Annotated in this window: 13 protein-coding genes and 2 pseudogenes; 6 read left to right on the top strand and 9 right to left on the bottom strand. The window is 59.2% G+C overall.

Translation table 11 applies throughout. The features are described 5' to 3' along the window. Position 1: 1 nt before the first annotated feature. The 5 genes from PCPL58_RS07965 to PCPL58_RS07945 form a co-directional block, all read right to left on the bottom strand. Positions 2–787 carry a fimbrial biogenesis chaperone gene (locus PCPL58_RS07965; RefSeq protein ID WP_065351021.1) on the bottom strand — a complete coding sequence of 262 codons (786 nt, stop codon included), beginning with the start codon at positions 785–787 and terminating at the stop codon, positions 2–4. Continuing rightward, positions 784–3,318, bottom strand: coding sequence for a fimbria/pilus outer membrane usher protein (locus tag PCPL58_RS07960; protein WP_065349180.1), 2,535 nt, complete (start codon positions 3,316–3,318; stop codon positions 784–786). The genes PCPL58_RS07965 and PCPL58_RS07960 overlap by 4 nt, the downstream gene beginning before the upstream one ends. 131 nt (positions 3,319–3,449) lie before the next feature. After that, positions 3,450–4,202 carry a fimbrial biogenesis chaperone gene (locus PCPL58_RS07955; RefSeq protein ID WP_065351020.1) on the bottom strand — a complete coding sequence of 251 codons (753 nt, stop codon included), beginning with the start codon at positions 4,200–4,202 and terminating at the stop codon, positions 3,450–3,452. A gap of 63 nt (positions 4,203–4,265) precedes the next feature. Next, positions 4,266–4,850: a fimbrial protein gene (locus tag PCPL58_RS07950; RefSeq protein WP_003365284.1), complete on the bottom strand. Its 585-nt coding sequence runs from the start codon at positions 4,848–4,850 to the stop codon at positions 4,266–4,268. A gap of 330 nt (positions 4,851–5,180) precedes the next feature. Further along, positions 5,181–5,561: a hypothetical protein gene (locus PCPL58_RS07945; protein WP_065351019.1), complete on the bottom strand. Its 381-nt coding sequence runs from the start codon at positions 5,559–5,561 to the stop codon at positions 5,181–5,183. 292 nt (positions 5,562–5,853) lie between these two features. On the opposite strand from PCPL58_RS07945, the gene PCPL58_RS07940 reads away from it, so the two are divergent. The 5 genes and pseudogenes from PCPL58_RS07940 to PCPL58_RS07920 all read left to right on the top strand — a co-directional run bounded on the left by PCPL58_RS07940 (position 5,854) and on the right by PCPL58_RS07920 (position 13,885). Continuing rightward, a complete protein-coding gene (locus PCPL58_RS07940; protein ID WP_065349179.1) occupies positions 5,854–7,020 on the top strand; it encodes an efflux RND transporter periplasmic adaptor subunit in 1,167 nt (388 codons plus the stop codon). Then, a pseudogene (locus PCPL58_RS07935) lies at positions 7,017–10,121 on the top strand (multidrug efflux RND transporter permease subunit). Before PCPL58_RS07940 ends, PCPL58_RS07935 begins: the two are co-directional and overlap by 4 nt. Positions 10,122–10,131: 10 nt before the next feature. After that, positions 10,132–10,809 carry a heavy metal response regulator transcription factor gene (locus PCPL58_RS07930; protein WP_003314062.1) on the top strand — a complete coding sequence of 226 codons (678 nt, stop codon included), beginning with the start codon at positions 10,132–10,134 and terminating at the stop codon, positions 10,807–10,809. Then, positions 10,799–12,149 (top strand): annotated as a pseudogene (locus PCPL58_RS07925) (heavy metal sensor histidine kinase). The gene PCPL58_RS07930 and the pseudogene PCPL58_RS07925 overlap by 11 nt, the downstream one beginning before the upstream one ends. Before the next feature lie 206 nt (positions 12,150–12,355). Then, positions 12,356–13,885: a sensor domain-containing diguanylate cyclase gene (locus tag PCPL58_RS07920; RefSeq protein ID WP_065349178.1), complete on the top strand. Its 1,530-nt coding sequence runs from the start codon at positions 12,356–12,358 to the stop codon at positions 13,883–13,885. A 70-nt stretch (positions 13,886–13,955) separates the two neighbouring features. Here PCPL58_RS07920 and PCPL58_RS07915 read toward each other — a convergent pair whose 3' ends face one another. After that, positions 13,956–14,435 (bottom strand): PA2169 family four-helix-bundle protein, encoded by a 480-nt coding sequence (locus tag PCPL58_RS07915; protein ID WP_002552329.1) that lies wholly within the window; start codon positions 14,433–14,435, stop codon positions 13,956–13,958. 218 nt (positions 14,436–14,653) lie between these two features. Here PCPL58_RS07915 and PCPL58_RS07910 point away from each other — a divergent pair, with 218 nt between their 5' ends. After that, positions 14,654–14,893, top strand: coding sequence for a DUF3820 family protein (locus PCPL58_RS07910; RefSeq protein ID WP_083188342.1), 240 nt, complete (start codon positions 14,654–14,656; stop codon positions 14,891–14,893). Between the two features lie 124 nt (positions 14,894–15,017). Here the strand turns inward: PCPL58_RS07910 and PCPL58_RS07905 are convergent, their stop codons facing one another. Genes PCPL58_RS07905 through zwf form a run of 3 tightly spaced genes read right to left on the bottom strand, consistent with a single transcriptional unit; the run spans position 15,018 to position 17,898 of the window. Next, a complete protein-coding gene (locus PCPL58_RS07905) occupies positions 15,018–15,692 on the bottom strand; it encodes a bifunctional 4-hydroxy-2-oxoglutarate aldolase/2-dehydro-3-deoxy-phosphogluconate aldolase (protein WP_003365294.1) in 675 nt (224 codons plus the stop codon). Positions 15,693–15,728: 36 nt separating this feature from the next. Then, entirely contained in the window at positions 15,729–16,442 is a 714-nt protein-coding gene (pgl, locus tag PCPL58_RS07900) for a 6-phosphogluconolactonase (protein ID WP_003365295.1), read from the bottom strand. Then, entirely contained in the window at positions 16,429–17,898 is a 1,470-nt protein-coding gene (gene zwf, locus PCPL58_RS07895) for a glucose-6-phosphate dehydrogenase (RefSeq protein ID WP_003408964.1), read from the bottom strand. Before zwf ends, pgl begins: the two co-directional genes overlap by 14 nt. Positions 17,899–18,092: the final 194 nt, after the last annotated feature.

The following is an 18,092-nucleotide window of genomic DNA, read 5'->3' as shown; positions in this document are numbered from 1 at the left end:
ATCAGCATTCGTCCTGAATGGAATTGTTTTTCGGCAGCCCGGCCGTAGTGGCTGTCTGCCCGGTGAGCTGTGCGCAATGGGTCCGTCGGCCGCCGTAGTCGGTCAGCGCCTGGTATGAAAAACGATGTGTGGCAGAGGGCTCGACACTTGCGGGCACAGCCATGGCAACCTGGGCGCCCGGCGCCAGCAGCAGATGATCGCCGAGCTGCACACCGTCGATATGCAGCGCTTGCAGAGCGGCGTGATAGGGCGTCGGGTTACTGACCGTCAGCAACAAGGCGTGCGACGGGTCATGAGTCAGTGTCCACAGCAGCCGCGCGGGGGTGTCGGCCGGATCACCGTCAAGGCCGGGGGGCCGGTAGAACACGTTGATGCGTTGGCGCACGGCAATGTTCAACTGCCCCACGCCGTCCTGGCGTCGAGGTACCTCAAGCACATACAGATGCAGCAGGGACTCGTGCTCCTGCGGCATGCCCGAGCCCTGATACAGCACGCGCAAGGTCTGCCTGCCGCCCACCGCCAGGCGTGCAAGCGGAGGCGTGACCACGAATGGCAGCGCTTTGCGAAGCTCACCCGGGGTGTCGTCATCGTCCGCGGCGTCGCTGAGCCAGGCCTGCAAAAGCGCCTCGGACTTGCCGCGATTGCGCACTTCGAGCGTAACTTCGCGATACTGCCCGTCGAAAACCAGCCGTGTTCCACTCAGCGAAACAGCGCCGTGCGCCGCCAGGTCGCTCGTCAAAAGCACAGCCGTCAGCAGCGCCTTGCATGAGCCAGCGAAAGCGCTCATCGGCATATCACCCTGATCCGCTCGTAGGCTCGCGACGGATCTCTGGGCGGTAGCGAGAATGTTGCCTGACAACGTTGATCGGACCAGCGTACCCACATGCTGCCGGCGTCCTGCTCGCTGAGCACCAGCGCCTGACTGCCGGGATCGACCACTGCCAGCGCCCTGCCCTGCTCATCTTCGACACTGGCGCCCAGCGGCACCTTGCTGCCATCGGTGCGCACCAGTTCGAACTGCACCCGACGGCCCACATTGGCCTTGAAGCGCACCACCGGGATCGCGCCCCTGCGCGGCACGATCTGGGTGATGGCGTTTTCCAGATCGACATCAGCGCCCAGCTGCCGGGTATCCAGGCTGACCCAGTTGGTGCGGTAAGCCTGCGCATAAGGCAGAACCGCATAGCCGTTGCCGGCGGTCTCGACGTTACTGAACGACTTCAAGCGGGCGCCACCGACATCGGGCACCTGAACCAGTGCAAAGGTTTCCCCCAAGGCCTGCCCCAGGTTCACGCCACCGGCATGCGCTACCAGCGAACCAGCGGCGGACAGGCTGAATGCATCGTAATCCTGACCCTGGCTATAACCGGCCTCGAAACGGCCGAATGCCGTGCTGGTGCTGACCTTGCCTGCGCCGAAACTGCCGGAGGTACTGTCACGTCCAGCCTGTACCGAATAGAACGTGTCGCGATCGCCCGGCACCTGGCCGTTAAGACCGGTCTGCGCGTTGTACTCGCCGCGGCTGTCGCGCACCGCGTTGAAAGACAATCGCGACGAGCCGGGGCTGGATCCGAGCGGCAGGGTCACGCTCAGAGCAATACGATTGTCGGTGCTCGCGTCACCGCTTCGCCCGAAATCCTCGTTGCGTTCGACGGACAGGCTGTAATTGAGCGAACGCCAGGCTGCGTTATAGGACAGGTAAAGTTGCCGGGTCTTGCCGGGCAGGTTCCAGTAGCGCTGCTCTGAAGCAGTCAGGCTCAGCGACGCCGACTGGCCAGGCACTATCTGAGTGATGTTGAGTTCGAGTCGATCCCGCGCCAGACCAGAGGGCAGTACCAGCCGCTGCGGGCCGATATCGCTGACGTGCTGGTTCAAGGTCCGGTATTGCTCGGTCGAATACCGGTAACCGGCCACTGCCAGCGTGGTGTCGGTGACGTCCAGCGTGTTGGCATAACGCACCCGCAGGCTCTGACCACTGCGCGCCTGCTGATCCACCTTGCTGATCGATCGGGTGAGGTCCATCGACACCGCGCCAAGCCCGGTGTTTACTCCCGTACCTATGTTCCAGGCCTGATAATCCTCGGCCAGTTGCAGCCCGGCAAACCCGGTGATCCGTTCGGAAAGCCCGTAGATCAGGGCTGCGCTGGCAAACGCCGGAGAGGCCTGCTGGTCGTCATTGTTGTCGACCTGCCCGCTGGCCAGGCTGTAGCGCAACGAGCCTGCGGGAACCATGATCGGCAGCGACGCGTAAGCCTGAGTGAAGGTTCGCACACGCCCGTCTGCTTCGATGACAGACACCGACAAATCGCCATTCGAGCCACTGGGATAAATATCGGCAATCTCGAAAGGCCCGGGCGACACACTGCCGCTGTAAAGCAGAAAGCCGTTCTGGCGAACTTCCACGGTCGCATTGGTTTCGGCAATCCCGCGGATGACCGGGGCATAGGCCCGCTCGCTGTCAGACAACATGCCATCGTCAGAGACCAGCGCCGCGCCCCTGAAGCGGACACTGTCGAAGACCTGCGAATCGGTAAACGTCTCGCCCAGCGTGAGCTGGCTTTTCAGGGCGGTGATGTCGCGCTGTGCGAACGTACGATTGCTGCGATAACGCCAGGGTCTGTCACTGCCACCCACCAGAGAGGACTCGTTGCGCAAACGCCAGGCACCAACGTTCAGCCCGTTTCGCAGCCCCACGTAGTACTGATCCGTTTCTAGGCTTTTGTTACGCCGACGGCTGCCATTGAAGTTGTAATTGATAAAGCCTGCGGTCTCGCCCTGATCCCAAAGCTCCGGCGACACATAACCACGGGCACCGCGTGACATCACCGCTTGCGGCACACTGATCGTCAGTCGCAACGCACCGGGCTGATAGTCGACGCGGGCAAATTCGACACGCGCAGGCAGGTCGAAACAGGCCTGGGCAGACATCTCACCTGACGGCAGACGACTCAAGTCCAGACCAAAGCTCTGTAGCATCTCGAGCGACAGGCAGGGCTCGATCAGGCCTGACAGCGGATTTTTCAAAAAGCGGATATCCCGCCTACCGCTCAGCTTGCGATTGACGTAGATATCAACCCGGTAAGTACCGGGCAGTAAGCTATTGGAGCGCAGAAACTCCTGAAGGTCAGCCGGCTGATCGCTTCCCTGGATAAAAGCCGTATTGAATCTGCCTGCGCCGCTGCCACCCGAAGAGGCGGCCGACGCGCTGACCGCAACCATCAACGCCAATCCGAAACCGATACCCCGCGCACAGCGTCGGGGGTGAGGGAGCGCGCACTGGGCAATGACTCCCTTGTTAACTTCTTTGCGCCATTCCATAGCGGTCTTCACTCTACTTCGGCTGTCGCGCGCGTCGCGCAATCCTTTTACACAGACGCAGGTCTGCCGGGCGGTCTTGTCGCTGAGGCCCGACGGTTTGAACAGTGAACGCTGACAGTGGATGCGCCAGCTTATCGGGGCGACGCCTTGCCGGCGTTAACCGGTTGTTTATGGGTAAGGGCTGCCTGATAAGGCACTTGTCCGCCGTAGTCATTGAGACTGACGAAACTCAACAGCAACGGCGCACTTGCCGATGTGTGCTGTAACGGAATACGCAGACGCTGATGCGGCGCCAGCATCTGACTGTCCAGACGGGCAAGTTCGGTGTCATGCTGGCGTATGGAAACCCTCAGCATGGAGACATGATAGGGGCCGGGATTTTCGACCTGTACACCGGTGTCATCGACCCACTGCCAGTTCAATTTTTCCGGAGCCTGCTGTGGATCACCCTGCAAACCATCAGGCCGGAAGAAGACTTTGATGCGCTGACGTACCGCGATCTGCAGTGTGTTTTCAGCTGCGGTCTGGGGAATTTCCTGAACATTGAGCCATAACACCGATTCACGATCGATGGGCATGTCGGCACCGGAATGAATGATCCGCAATAGCTGCCTGCCACCCCCGGCCATACGCGCAAGTGCGGGTGTGACAATGAACGGCAGGTTCGGCAGACTTTCGTGAGTGCTGACCGCCGCCACAGGCGGTTCAAGCCAGGACTGCAGGAGAATCTCTCCACCGCCACTGTTGTGAACACCCAGACTGACCTCTTTATCAGTGCCCTGGTAAATGACTCGCGTCGTATTCAATACAATGCCCGCCTGAACGGTGGATGCGCAGAACACCAACGCAACAAGCATCGTGTAGCGAAAAAAATCGGAAAACATGCTGGCGTTCGCCTTGAATTCGGTAGAGGACAGAGCGAGCACTGCCCGCCCTGCCCGACACGATTACTCGTAATCCATCACGAACGGCAGGAAGCCGTCGGCATTACCCGGATTGGTGGGCGTGCCGTTAAGCACATACACCGCGCCAAAATTGATTTCAGCGGTGGCACCGTTGGCGCCATCCTTGATCAGCGTGGTGTCGACGGTTTCGTCACCACTCAGATCCATCAGCACACTGGACGCATTGAGCAGGCCGATACCGACGCCATCTGCCGCACCGGTGGTGCGCAGGAGTTTCGCGTCGTTGTTGTCCAGGCCACTGCCGTTACGGGCAATAAGGCGCATCTTCACCATGTTGTACTGGTCTGCACCGGCACTGCAGTTGACCAGCAGCTGGATGGGGGCAGCCGTCTCGAATCGGCTTTCGCTCGATACACCGATATCGGAGAAGGACACGTTGCCCAGGTCGATATTGATTTCGCCAGGGTTGGTCCCCGCACTGACACCCGTGCCCGGCCCCACATCGCAGGAGATATTGGTCAGTGTTCCGTTAAAGACCATTGTGCCGTTGTTCGCAGCACTGGCGGTACCTGCCATGCCAACGCCCATTACGCCCAGAACTGCCAATGTAAGAGAACGCTTTTTCATGCTAACGACCTTCCTTGTGTTATTTCGTGTGTGCCCGCTATCGGACGGTGAGCACTATAGAGCCAGGTCTATTTCAATGCTGTCAGCCCGGTAACTTTCACCCCGCAGACAACACAACACGACACGCAGGACAGGTCTGTAGGAATATTTATAAGTCGTGCCCGGCACACTGATAAAAACCCTTTTCCATACAGAAGCGCGTCTTTACTCAGGTACAGACTAGCGACGCCTTGACTGTGGCCGAGGTTATGTATCGTTCAAACCTGGCGGGCACTGGACTGCCACTTGAAAACGTGACAGTCCGGACGAGAAAACACAACAGGCAGCTAGTTATTGATAGCTCAACGTAACGACGGCAGCGCGCGCCTGCAGGGCTTCTCCGTCGATAACCACGGCGGCAGGCAATACCTGATACTGCGTCACGAAGGGCATTGCCTGCTCACCACAGACATTGCGTTCGGTGCTCACATGAATAATGACCCCGGGTGCAACTTCCAGCGTTCTCGACTGATTACCGGGCATCGTTATCTCTGTACTGGAAACCCTGCAACTGCTGTTGACGATACTGCCACGCAACGTTATTGAACTGTCCTTTGCCCATGACACAGCGGGAGTAGCCAGCCACAGCGTCGACATGATTGCGACCCACAGGTTTTTATCAAGGGACCGTAACTTCCACATCACTTTTCCGTTCGTTTTCTGACGGCTCATGGCGTACTCCATTCATTGACTCATGCGATAAGTTAAGTTGATGAGAGAATGACCTGCCAGAAACCTACTTAGGAAAATGTAGGAAAACTCCTAGGACTTAATAAACATCTGGACAACTATCTCTTCAACATAGATATCGTCCAATTCCGACTTTTCTTGACTGCACGCCACACCCGCTGGAGGCTTTCTGACAAACCTGACAGCTGAAAGTCATTCTGTTGACCGGGTTTGCAGGCTATAAGGAAGCTGTAAAAAATATCTCTCCCGTACTGACATTTGGCGTTTTCTTCATATGCGCAGAAAGACCCTGACCGTCACCGCTGTCGTTCTGGTGATCGCCTGTGTGGCGATTGCAGGCTGGAAACTGACACGCCCGGCCACGCTTCCCAAAAATGCCGCTGCCGCTGTGCCGGTCAAAGTGATCACAGTCAGTCTTGAAGACGTGCCGCGCTTCGTCACAGGGATCGGATCGGTGCTGTCGCTGCAAAGCGTCGTGATCCGCCCCCAGGTGGATGGGGTGCTGACGCGCGTGCTGGTCAAGGAAGGTCAGCAGGTCAAGGCCGGAGACCTGTTGGCAACGCTGGATGACCGCTCTATCAGGGCTGCGCTGGAACAGGCGCGTGCCCAGTTGGCGCAGAGCAAGGCGCAGCTGGACGTAGCGCAATTGGACCTCAAGCGCTATCGCCAGCTCACCCAGGAAAATGGTATCTCGCGACAGACGTTCGATCAGCAACAGGCACTGGTCAGGCAGCTCGAAGCCACGGCAAAAGGCAACGAAGCGAGCATCAACGCCTCACAGGTGCAACTGTCCTACACTCAGATTCGCTCGCCGGTAACGGGACGGGTCGGCATTCGCAATGTCGATGAAGGCAACTTCCTGCGCGTCAGTGATGCTGCCGGACTGTTTTCAGTGACCCAGATCGACCCGATTGCCGTGGAGTTTTCCCTGCCACAGCAGATGTTGCCGACCCTGCAGGGGCTGATTGCCGAGCGCAACGCTGCGACCGTCAAGGCGTATCAGGGCGACGGCGCGGCCAACGGCCTGCTGCTGGGTGAAGGCACGCTTTCATTGATCGACAATCAGGTGTCGGCCAGCACCGGTACGATCCGCGCCAAGGCTCAATTCAAAAACCCCGGCGAGCAACTCTGGCCAGGGCAACTGGTGACCGTGAAGATCCAGACCGGTATCGAACTCAACTCGCTGAAAGTGCCACCACAAGTGGTGCAGCGCGGCGTTGACCTGCACTTTGTCTATCGGCTCACTGCCGATAACAAGGTGGAAGTCGTACCCGTCAAAGTGCTCTATCAGGACAGCGAGCAGACGCTGATCAGCGGGCCGCGTGCTGGCGATGTACTGGTCAGCGACGGCCAGTCGCGGCTACGCCCGGGAGCAACGGTCGAAGTGATCACCGCGCCTGCTGCGGATGTCGCCAGCGCGCAAGTGGAGCCCGCACGATGAACGGCCGTGGTTCGGTATCGGCGTGGTGCATCGACCATCCGGTGGCCACCTTGTTGTTGACCTTCGCATTGGTACTGCTGGGGGTCATTGCCTTTCCGCGTCTGCCGATCGCGCCGTTGCCGGAAGCGGAATTCCCGACCATCCAGGTCACCGCGCAACTGCCCGGCGCCAGCCCCGAGACCATGGCGTCTTCGGTTGCCACGCCACTGGAAGTGCAGTTCAGTGCGATACCGGGCATGACCCAGATGACCTCCAGCAGCGCACTGGGCTCCACCAACCTTACGCTGCAGTTCACCCTCAACAAAAGCATCGACACTGCGGCCCAGGAAGTCCAGGCCGCCATCAATACCGCCGCCGGACGCCTGCCGGCCGATCTGCCCAGTCTGCCAACCTAGCGCAAGGTCAACCCGGCCGACAGCCCGGTGCTGATCCTCAGCGTGAGTTCCAGTCTGATCCCCGGCACCGAATTGAGCGACGTCACCGAAACCATTCTGGCGCGCCAGCTCAGCCAGATCGAAGGGGTGGGCCAGGTATACATCACCGGTCAGCAGCGTCCGGCGATTCGTGTCCAGGCCGCCCCCGAGAAACTCGCCGCGCTGGGGCTGACCCTGGCGGACATTCGCCAAGCGGTGCAACAGACCAGCCTGAACCTGGCCAAGGGTGCCCTGTACGGCAAGGACAGTATTTCGACCCTGTCTTCCAACGACCAGTTGTTCAAGCCGCAGGACTACGCGCAACTGATTGTTTCCTACAAAAACGGCGCGCCCGTCCAGCTCAAGGATGTGGCTCGGGTCGTCGCGGGCTCGGAAAACGCCTACGTCAAGGCGTGGTCCGGCGATCAGCAAGGCGTCAACATCGCCATCTTCCGCCAGCCGGGCGCCAACATTGTCGACACCGTGGACCGTATCCAGCGTGAATTGCCACGCTTGCAGGAAATGCTCCCGGCCAGCGTCGATGTATCGGTACTCAACGACCGGACCCGCACCATCCGTGCCTCGCTGCATGAAGTGGAACTGACCCTGCTGATCGCGGTGCTGCTGGTGGTCGCGGTCATGGCGCTGTTCCTGCGCCAACTGTCAGCCACCCTGATCGTCAGTGCGGTACTCGGGGTCTCGCTGATTGCCAGCTTTGCGATGATGTACCTGTTCGGCTTCAGCCTGAACAACCTGACACTGGTGGCCATCGTGGTCGCGGTCGGTTTCGTGGTGGACGACGCCATCGTGGTGGTCGAGAACATCCACCGTCACCTCGAAGCCGGCCAAGGCATGCGCGAGGCGGCGATAAAGGGCTCCGGAGAAATCGGCTTTACCGTGGTGTCGATCAGTTTCTCGCTGGTGGCGGCGTTCATTCCGCTATTGTTCATGGGCGGCGTGGTCGGGCGACTGTTCAAGGAATTCGCACTGACCGCAACCGCGACCATTCTTATTTCGGTGGTCGTCTCCCTGACCCTCGCGCCGACCCTGGCCGCTCTGTTCATGCGCGCGCCCACCCATCACCCGCATCAGAAACCGGGGTTTGGTGAACGCCTGCTCGCCTCCTACGAGCGCGGCCTGCGCAAGGCCCTGGCCCATCAACGGCTGATGCTTGGCATATTCGGCATGACCCTGGCGCTGGCGGTAGTCGGTTACATCCTCATACCCAAAGGCTTCTTTCCGGTCCAGGACACCGCGTTTGCACTCGGGACCACCGAGGCAGCTGCTGACATCTCCTACCCGGACATGGTGGAAAAACACCTGGAGCTAGCAAAGATCGTCGGCGCGGACCCTGCGGTGCTGGCGTTCTCGCATTCGGTCGGTGTTTCAGGCAGCAACCAGACCATCGCCAACGGCCGCTTCTGGATCTCGCTCAAGCCACGCTCCGAACGCGATGTGTCGGTCAGTGAATTCATCGACCGCCTGCGCCCCAAACTGGCCAAGGTCCCGGGCATCGTTCTGTATCTGCGCGCCGGGCAGGACATCAACCTCAGCTCCGGCCCGAGCCGCAGTCAGTACCAGTACGTGCTCAAGAGCAACGACGGCGAATTGCTCAACACCTGGACGCAACGGCTGACTGAAAAACTGCGCAGCAACCCTGCATTTCGCGACATGTCCAACGACTTGCAACTGGGCGGCAGCGTCACGCACATCGACATCGACCGCAGTGCTGCCGCGCGATTCGGCCTGACCACGGCCGATGTCGACCAGGCGCTGTACGACGCATTCGGCCAGCGGCAGATCAGCGAGTATCAGACTGAAGTCAACCAGTACAAGGTGATCCTTGAACTGGACGCCCAACAACGCGGCAAGGCCGAAAGCCTGGCGTACTTCTATCTGCGCTCGCCGCTGACCAGCGAAATGGTGCCGCTGTCGGCTCTGGCCAAAGTCAGTGCGCCGCGCATGGGACCGTTATCGATCAGCCATGACGGGATGTTCCCCGCGGCGAACCTGTCGTTCAACCTGGCACCCGGGGTCGCCCTGGGCGATGCCGTGAGCATGCTCGATCAGGCCAAGAACGAAATCGGCATGCCCGCCTCGATCATCGGCAGCTTCCAGGGCGCGGCCCAGGCGTTCCAGAGTTCGCTGGCCAACCAGCCCTGGCTGATCCTTGCGGCGCTGGTGGCGGTGTACATCATTCTGGGCGTGCTCTATGAAAGCTTCGTGCATCCGCTGACCATCATCTCCACCCTGCCCTCGGCAGGCATCGGCGCACTGTTGCTGCTGTGGATGATGGGGCAGGACTTCTCGATCATGGCCCTGATCGGCGTGGTGTTGCTGATTGGTATCGTCAAAAAGAACGGTATTCTGCTGGTGGACTTTGCCCTGCAGGCCCAGCGCGAGCAGGGCCTCACGCCGCACGAGGCCATTTATGAGGCCTGCATCACCCGCTTCCGACCGATTATCATGACCACCCTCGCCGCCCTGCTCGGCGCACTGCCGCTGATGCTCGGTTTCGGCGTCGGTGCCGAGTTGCGGCAGCCGCTGGGTATAGCCGTGGTTGGCGGCCTGCTGGTGAGCCAGATGCTCACGTTGTTCACCACGCCGGTCATTTATCTGCAACTGGAGCGGCTGTTTCATCGACGCCAACCGGCGCCCGCCGCACCGACGCTGGCCCTGCAAAAGTGAGAGTTGCCCGATGCGCGTGCTGATTATCGAAGACGAAGAGAAAACCGCCGACTACCTGCGTCGCGGTCTGACCGAACAGGGCTATGCCGTGGACGTGGCGCGCGACGGGATCGAAGGCCTGCACCTGGCGCTGGAGAATGACCATGCGATCGTCATTCTCGACGTGATGCTGCCGGGCCTGGATGGTTTTGGGGTGTTGCGTGCGCTGCGTGCGCGCAAACAGACGCCCGTGATCATGCTGACCGCGCGCGAGCAGGTCGACGACCGCATTCGCGGCCTGCGCGAAGGCGCGGATGATTACCTGGGCAAGCCGTTTTCCTTTCTGGAACTGGTCGCCCGCCTGCAGGCCCTGACGCGGCGCAGCGGTGGCCACGAGCCGGTGCAGATCACCATCGCCGACCTGTGGATAGACCTGATCAGCCGCAAGGCGACCCGCGCCGGCCTGCGCCTGGACCTGACCGCCAAGGAGTTTTCGCTGCTCAGTGTGCTGGCCCGACGTCAGGGTGACATCCTTTCCAAGACATCCATCGCCGAGATGGTCTGGGACATCAACTTCGACAGCGATACCAATGTGGTCGAAGTCGCGATCAAGCGCTTGCGGGCCAAGCTCGATGGCCCTCACGAGCACAAGCTGCTGCACACCATTCGCGGCATGGGCTATGTGCTGGAGAACCGCAGTGCGGGTTGATTCGATTGCCCTGCGCCTGAGCGGGCTGTTCGCGCTGGTGCCACTGGTGGTGTTCCTGCTGATCGGCTGGGCCTTGTACCTGCAGGTCGACAAAAGCCTCGATTTGCTGCCCCGTGCAGAGGTGGATGCGCGCTACAGCGTGCTGGAATCGGCGGTCAATCGTTTCGGCAACCCGGAACACTGGCGCAAGATCAAGGCCAAGCTCACCTTGCTCAGTGAAGAGGACAAACGCCTGCGCTTCTGGGTGGTGAGTGACAATCCGCTCTATGAGTTCGGACATTCGTCGTTTTGCACAGGGGCCGCTGGGCATGCACGACCTGAAGCTGGCGGACCACCCGTTTTCGTTCAAAGTGCTGGTCAGCGAGTTTCCCGCCAAGGAACAGCGTCCGGCCCTGCGCTTTCTGACTGCCATCGACACCGAGACGTTCTGGCACACGCAGCACTCGCTGCTGGTCGCCTTGATCAGCCTGGCCACGCTGGGCATTCTGCTCGCGTCGGCGCTGGGCTACTGGGTCGCGCGGATTGGCCTGCGACAGCTGACCAGCCTTTCGCAGGAAGTCCAGAAGCTCGCCCCGCCAAGGCTGTCCGGACGCTTGCAGTTGTCGCCGCTGCCACCGGAACTCGAGCAATTTGTCGCCTCGTTCAACTCCACGCTGGAACGCGTCGAGCAAGCCTACTCGAGGCTTGAGTCGTTCAATGCCGATGTGGCACACGAGCTTCGTTCACCGCTGACCAACCTGATCGGTCAGACCCAGGTGGCGCTGACCCGTGGCCGCTCTGCCGAGCATTATTTCGAGGTGTTGCAGTCGAACCTCGAAGAGCTGGAGCGCCTGCGCTCGATCATCAACGACATGCTGTTTCTGGCCAGCGCCGATCAGGGCACCAAGGTCAAGGCACAGATCTGCACCTCACTGGCTGAAGAAGTCGCGACGACGCTGGATTATCTGGACTTCATTCTGGAAGACGCGCACGTGCAAGTCCGTGTCCACGGCGACGCCAGCGCACCCATTGAAAAACACCACTTGCGCCGCGCGCTGATCAATCTGTTGCATAACGCCGTTCAGCACACTGGCGCTGGTGAAGTGATTGAAGTCAACATCGAATCCCGCGATGCCCATGTCACTGTCAGCGTGACCAATCCGGGCGTACAAATCGCTCAGGAACATTTACCCAGACTGTTCGAGCGCTTTTATCGGGTGGATGCCTCACGCAGTAACAGCGGCGCCAATCACGGCCTGGGGCTGGCCATCGTCAAGGCGATTGCCTTGATGCATGGCGGCACCGTGTTCGTGAACAGCGAGAAGGGCGCCAATACCTTCGGCATCCAGTTGCCTCGCTGACACCTGAAAATACTGACTACATTGACCGTTTTCACGGTCCTCAGTGTGCGTCTGTTCGCAGCGTTTTAAATACAGTTGCTTTATTCACATTCCCTTCATATGGGGCTATAAGGAGCGTGTTATACACGCGTCAATAAGTTCCCCACCTAACTGATAATTTTATTAACCGATTATCAAGAATCATTCGTCTACAGGTAGAACAACCGATGATGGTGTTTGCGTTTTCTCGGCAAGCCCGGCTCAAATGGACCCGTCCGGAGCTGATATTGATTTTCGGCAGCTCGGTTTCAATGCTCGCCATTCTGGCGATTGTCGCGTCTTTACTGGCCCGGGAGCGCGACGACGCGGCACAGACAGCGGCACGTGCAGCGTCCAATATCGTGCGCTTGATCGATGCCGACGTCATGCGTAACGCAGAACTTTACGACTCTTCCCTACAGGGCATGATCAGCGCCTGGCAGCGTCCGGACCTTCAGCAATTGTCACCTGAACTGCGCCAACTTGTTCTGTTTGATCGCGCCACCGCCGCCTCTTACAAGGGCGATCTGGTATTGCTCGATAACCGCGGCGAAATATTGGCTGATTCGTTGTCTGTCACTCCTCGACATGACAACTTCGCTGACCGCGCCTATTTCAAGGACCATGCAACAGACCGCTCTTTGACACTACATGTCAGCGCGCCGTACAAGACTCGCTGGGGCTACAAGGACTGGTGCATCAGTTTCAGCCGTCGCCTATCAGGACCCAACGGCGAGTTCATGGGGGTCGTGAGCGCGGCGATGCGCCTGGTGTATTTCAAACACCTGTTCATGAGCCAGAATCTGGGCAGTGAGAGCAGCATCAACCTGATCAATACCTCAGGCATTCTGATCGTTCGCTACCCGGAAATGGAAGGCCAGGAGTTGATCGGCAAGGATTACAGCCACAGCCCCAACTTTCAGCGCATCCTTCAGGAAGGCGATGGCAGCTTTGCCGCGATGTCGACGCAGTTGAATGCTCGTCGGCTGTATACCTTCTCCCGAGTCGGCAACTTGCCGCTGATCGTGGTGATCGGGCAATCCGAAGATGAGGTGTATGCCGTCTGGCGGCGCAATGCCTGGCTGGTCGGCTCCGCGACCAGCATATTGTGTCTGGGCATTTTGTGGCTGACCTGGCTGCTGTGTCGCGAGCTGAGAAGGCGCCACCGTGCCGAAGATGCACTGGCCAGCCTGGCCGCGACAGATGGTCTGACCGGGCTTGACAATCGCCGCCAGCTTGACGAAGCCATGGAAGTCGAATGGGCGCGAGCGCAACGCTCCGGCAAGCAGCTGTCATTGCTGATGATCGATGTAGACCATTTCAAGGCATTCAATGAGCGTCATGGCCATCAGGGCGGGGACGAGGCGCTGCGTCTGATTGCGCAGACCATCTCATACTGCATCCGTCGTCCGGGCGACCGCGTGGCACGCTATGGCGGCGAAGAGTTCGTGGTTGTGTTGCCGGAAACAGACTTGCCGGGTGCCATGCTGATCGCGGAAAAAATCCGCAAGGCTGCGGAGGCACTTCCGCTGTTCATGAATGCCGAGTATCCCATCACGGTCAGTATCGGGGTCGCTTCGGAGGTCGTCCGTCAGGGAGACAAGCTGGAAGCATTTTTCGGGGTGGCCGACAAGGCGCTGTATCAGGCCAAGGACAATGGGCGCAACCGGGTCGAGTACCGCAGTTCGGTTGCCAGAAAGGTGACAGACCCGGTCTGACCAGCTGCGTTCGGGCATAAAAAAACGCCAGACTGGCTGGCGTTTTTTCGGTTACCGCTGACGCATCGGATTACGATGCGGCGTGGGCTGCACGTGCTGCGTCACGCAGTGCTTTTACTTTGTCGTGGTTGGCCAGAACGCCAGCCTGCTGCTTTTCAATCAGCGCGATAACGTTAGGCGAAACGTTCTTGGCACGGGCTTTTTCCAGCGCTTCGCGGTAAGCCTTCTTGGCAACGTCTTCGCCTTTTTCAACCTCTTCCAGTACGGCCTTGTCGTCGTCGGAAGTAACCATCGACTTCAGGTTGACCCATGCGCGGTGCAGTGCGCCAGATACGCTGGAAGAATCTTCAGGCTTGCCACCCAGTGCGGTCACTTCAGCTTGCAGTTCACGAACGGCTGCAGCGACTTCGGTAGAGCGGTTTGCGAGGAAAGATTTCACCTGGGCGCTTTTTGCGTGTTCTGCGCTGGTACGGAAACCTTCTTCACCGTCTTTGCTGGTTTCGATCAGGTCATTCAGGATAGAGATCGTTTCTTTGTTGATATCAGTCATTTGATAATTTCCTAATGGCAGGTTGATACGAAAGTGTTCGATGTATAGGTAATTGCAGACACCGTGCCAGTTTCTGATACGAAAATAACTATTTAAAATCAATGACTTACGAAATTTTCACAATTGGCCGTTCGTGACTTCTGCATGATCTGTCGTTTGGCCTGCATGCAGAATGCACGTATCGTACTGGCTGAAAGAGAAATACAGGCGTATCGCGGATGAATCCGGAAAAACTCAAGCTGCTGGTGACACAGGAAATGCCGTTCGGCAAATACAAAGGTCGGTTGATCGCTGATTTACCGGGGCATTATCTGAACTGGTTCGCCCGGGAAGGCTTTCCCAAAGGAGAGTTGGGAGGTCTGTTGGCGCCGATGCAGGAAATCGATCACAACGGCCTTGGCGCGCTATTGGACCCGTTGCGCACACGTCCACGCCAGTCGTTCAAGGACAAGGGATAAACAAAGAGACGGTCCGGGGAGAAAAAAACGGTGCTCCGGACCAGGGAGCACCGAAAAGCCATACAACCAACAACACCTTCCTTGTCGGAATCAGCAGCAAGGGCTGACTCCGAAATCCTGAAAATCAGTCAAACAGTGCCATTGCCTGCGCAGTCGCTTCCTGGATACGCCCCCAGTCGCCATTCTTGACCCATGCGTTATCGATCATCCAGGTGCCGCCTACGCACATGACGTTGGGCAGGGCCATGTAGCTCTTGAGGTTATGCTCGTTGACACCGCCTGTGGGGCAGAAACGCACCTCGTTGAACGGCCCGCCCAAGGCCTTGATCGCTGCCACGCCACCACTGATCTCAGCCGGGAACAGCTTGAAGCGGCGATAGCCCATGGCATAGCCGATCATGATTTCCGAGGCGCTGCTGACACCCGGCAACAGCGGCAAAGGGCTGTCGACCGCGGCTTGCAGCAGGTCTTGCGTGCTGCCGGGAGTGACGATGAACTGTGAACCGGCCGCTTCAGCGTCAGCCAGCATCTTGCGGTCCAGGATGGTCCCGGCGCCCACACACAGCTCGGGGCGCTGTTCACGCAGGATACGAATGGCGCTCAGACCGAACGCCGAGCGCAGGGTCACCTCCAGTGCAGTCATGCCGCCAGCGGCCAGTGCATCGGCCAGCGGCAGTACGTCCTGGTCACGGGCGATGGTAATCACCGGCAGAATCTTCGCCTTGGCGCAGAGTTCGTCGATCTGGGCAATCTTGTTCGCCATGCTGGTCAGCGGCTGATTATTTTCATTCTGTGTCATGGCGACGGTTCCTTTGTTTGTGGGGCTTATCGGGGCTTATGGGCACCAGTAAATCTCGAGAGACGGGTTGAGAAAGGCACGCACCGGCATCTCGGCGAGGTCGTCGCCTGCCAGCGCGGTGCGCAGAGTGTCGAGTTTGGCCTGACCGGACACCGACAGAATCGGTGAACGCGCCGACGCCAGCAGGCGGCGGGTCAGGGTCAGGCGCTGGTGCGGCACGCTCGGTGCGAGCATGGGCAGGCAGCGGCGCTCACCTTGCAGGTCAAGGGCTTCGCTCAGATTCGGGCTGTTGGGGAACAGCGACGCGGTATGCCCATCGTCGCCCATGCCCAGAATCAGTACATCAATGGGTGGCAGCTCGGCCAGTGCCTGATCGGCAGCCTGAGCGGCTTCCTCGACACTGCTCGCAACGCTGTACAGGCCGAGAAACTTCGCCTTCGCCACAGGCCCCTGCAACAAGTGGCGGTGCAACAGGCCGGCATTGCTGTCGGCATGTTCGGTCGGCACAAAGCGCTCGTCCGCCAGACTGATGACGACCTTCGACCACTCCAGCGGCTGTGCCGCCAGACGCTGGAAGAAGGCGACCGGGCTGCGTCCACCGGACACCACCAGCGTCGCCAGACCGTTCTCGCTGATCGCCTGCTTGAGGCGTTCGGCGACAGTTTCAGCCAGTGCATCGGCCAGTTGCTGCGCTGTGTCGAAATCGTGTGCTACCAGCCCTGCTGGCAGCTTGAGGTCACATGTCGCCATACCAGGATCTCCCGTCGCGAGTAATCAGGGCAATGGAGCTCATCGGCCCCCAGGTTCCGGCCGGGTAAGGCTTGGGCGCATCGCCCGCCTTCTTCCAGCCAGCGATCAACTGATCACACCATTGCCAGGCGTACTCGATCTCATCTTTGCGGACAAACAGGTTCTGATTGCCACGCATGACTTCCAGCAACAACCGCTCATAAGCGTCGGGGACACGAGCGCTGCGGTAGGTGTCGGAAAAATTCAGTTGCAAGGGACCGCTGCGCAGCTGCATGCCCTTGTCCAGGCCCTGATCCTTGGTCATCACCTGCAAGGAAATGCCTTCGTCAGGCTGCAGGCGGATGATCAGGCGGTTGCTGATCTGCAAACGCTGTTCAGGCGCGAAGATGTAGTGCGGCGGTTCTTTGAAATGGATCACGATCTGCGACAGCTTCTGCGGCATGCGTTTGCCGGTGCGCAGATAGAACGGCGTACCCGACCAGCGCCAGTTGCGGATATCGGCACGCAACGCGACGAAGGTTTCGGTATCGCTCTGGGTATTGGAGTTTTCTTCCTCCAGATAGCCAGGCACCGCCTTGCCTTCGCTGTAGCCGGAGGTGTACTGGCCGCGCACCACCTGGGTGGCCAGACGCTCAGGGGTAAACGGGGCCAGTGCCTTGAGGACCTTGACCTTCTCGTCCCGGATACTGTCGGCGGACAGGTCGCTTGGCGGGTCCATGGCAATCAGGCAGAGCAACTGCAGCAGGTGGTTCTGGATCATGTCACGCAGCTGGCCGGCCTGATCGAAGTAGCCCCAACGGCCCTCGATGCCGACCTTCTCGGCCACCGTGATCTCCACGTGCGAAATATGGTTCTGGTTCCACTGGGTTTCGAACAGGCTGTTGGCGAAGCGCAGAGCGATGAGGTTCTGTACCGTGTCCTTGCCCAGATAGTGGTCGATACGATAAACGCGGTTTTCCGGGAAAAACTGCGCAACAGCGTCATTGACCCGGCGCGAAGAGGCCAGGTCGTGACCGATGGGTTTTTCCAGTACGGCACGCGTGCGCTCAGCGAGGTTGACCGACGCAAGGTTCTCGCAGATGGCACCGTAGACCGAGGCGGGTGTGGCGAAATAGGCGATCAGGGTTTCGGCATTGCCGACGCGCTCGGCGAGTGCGACGTAATCCTCGGCCTTGAGGAAGTCGACATGCAGGTAGCTGAGGCGCGCCAGAAAGCGGCCCAGGTTGTCCGGCTCCAGTTCCGTCTCGGGAATGAAGCGACGCATGGATTTTTCGATGTACGCCAGATGCGACTCTTCGTCACCCGGTTCACGCGCCAGGGCAAGAATTTTTGTGTCTTCATGCAGCAGTCCAGCGCGATCAAGCTGATAAAGAGCCGGGAACAGCTTGCGTACCGCCAGGTCCCCCAAGGCACCAAACAGGGCAAATGTGCACGGTTCAACCGTAATCAAGGGCATAATGTTGGTTCTTTTATCAAGTTAGGCTACAAATACCTTTTTTAAAGGCGTTACTCAAGGCCATATGTAGTAATAACCACAACATTCTGCCTGAAAGCATATTCCAGTGGTGATCAACACAGGCCCTCAGTACGATAGGCCACCTTTGCTACAGGCTAAAGGGCTAATAAAAGCCCAAGGCAAAACCGTTGGTA

The organism is Pseudomonas cerasi (assembly GCF_900074915.1).
GTDB lineage: Bacteria > Pseudomonadota > Gammaproteobacteria > Pseudomonadales > Pseudomonadaceae > Aquipseudomonas > Aquipseudomonas cerasi.
Note: the sequence above shows the minus strand (reverse complement) of the source record. Positions and strands in the feature narration are given on the sequence as shown.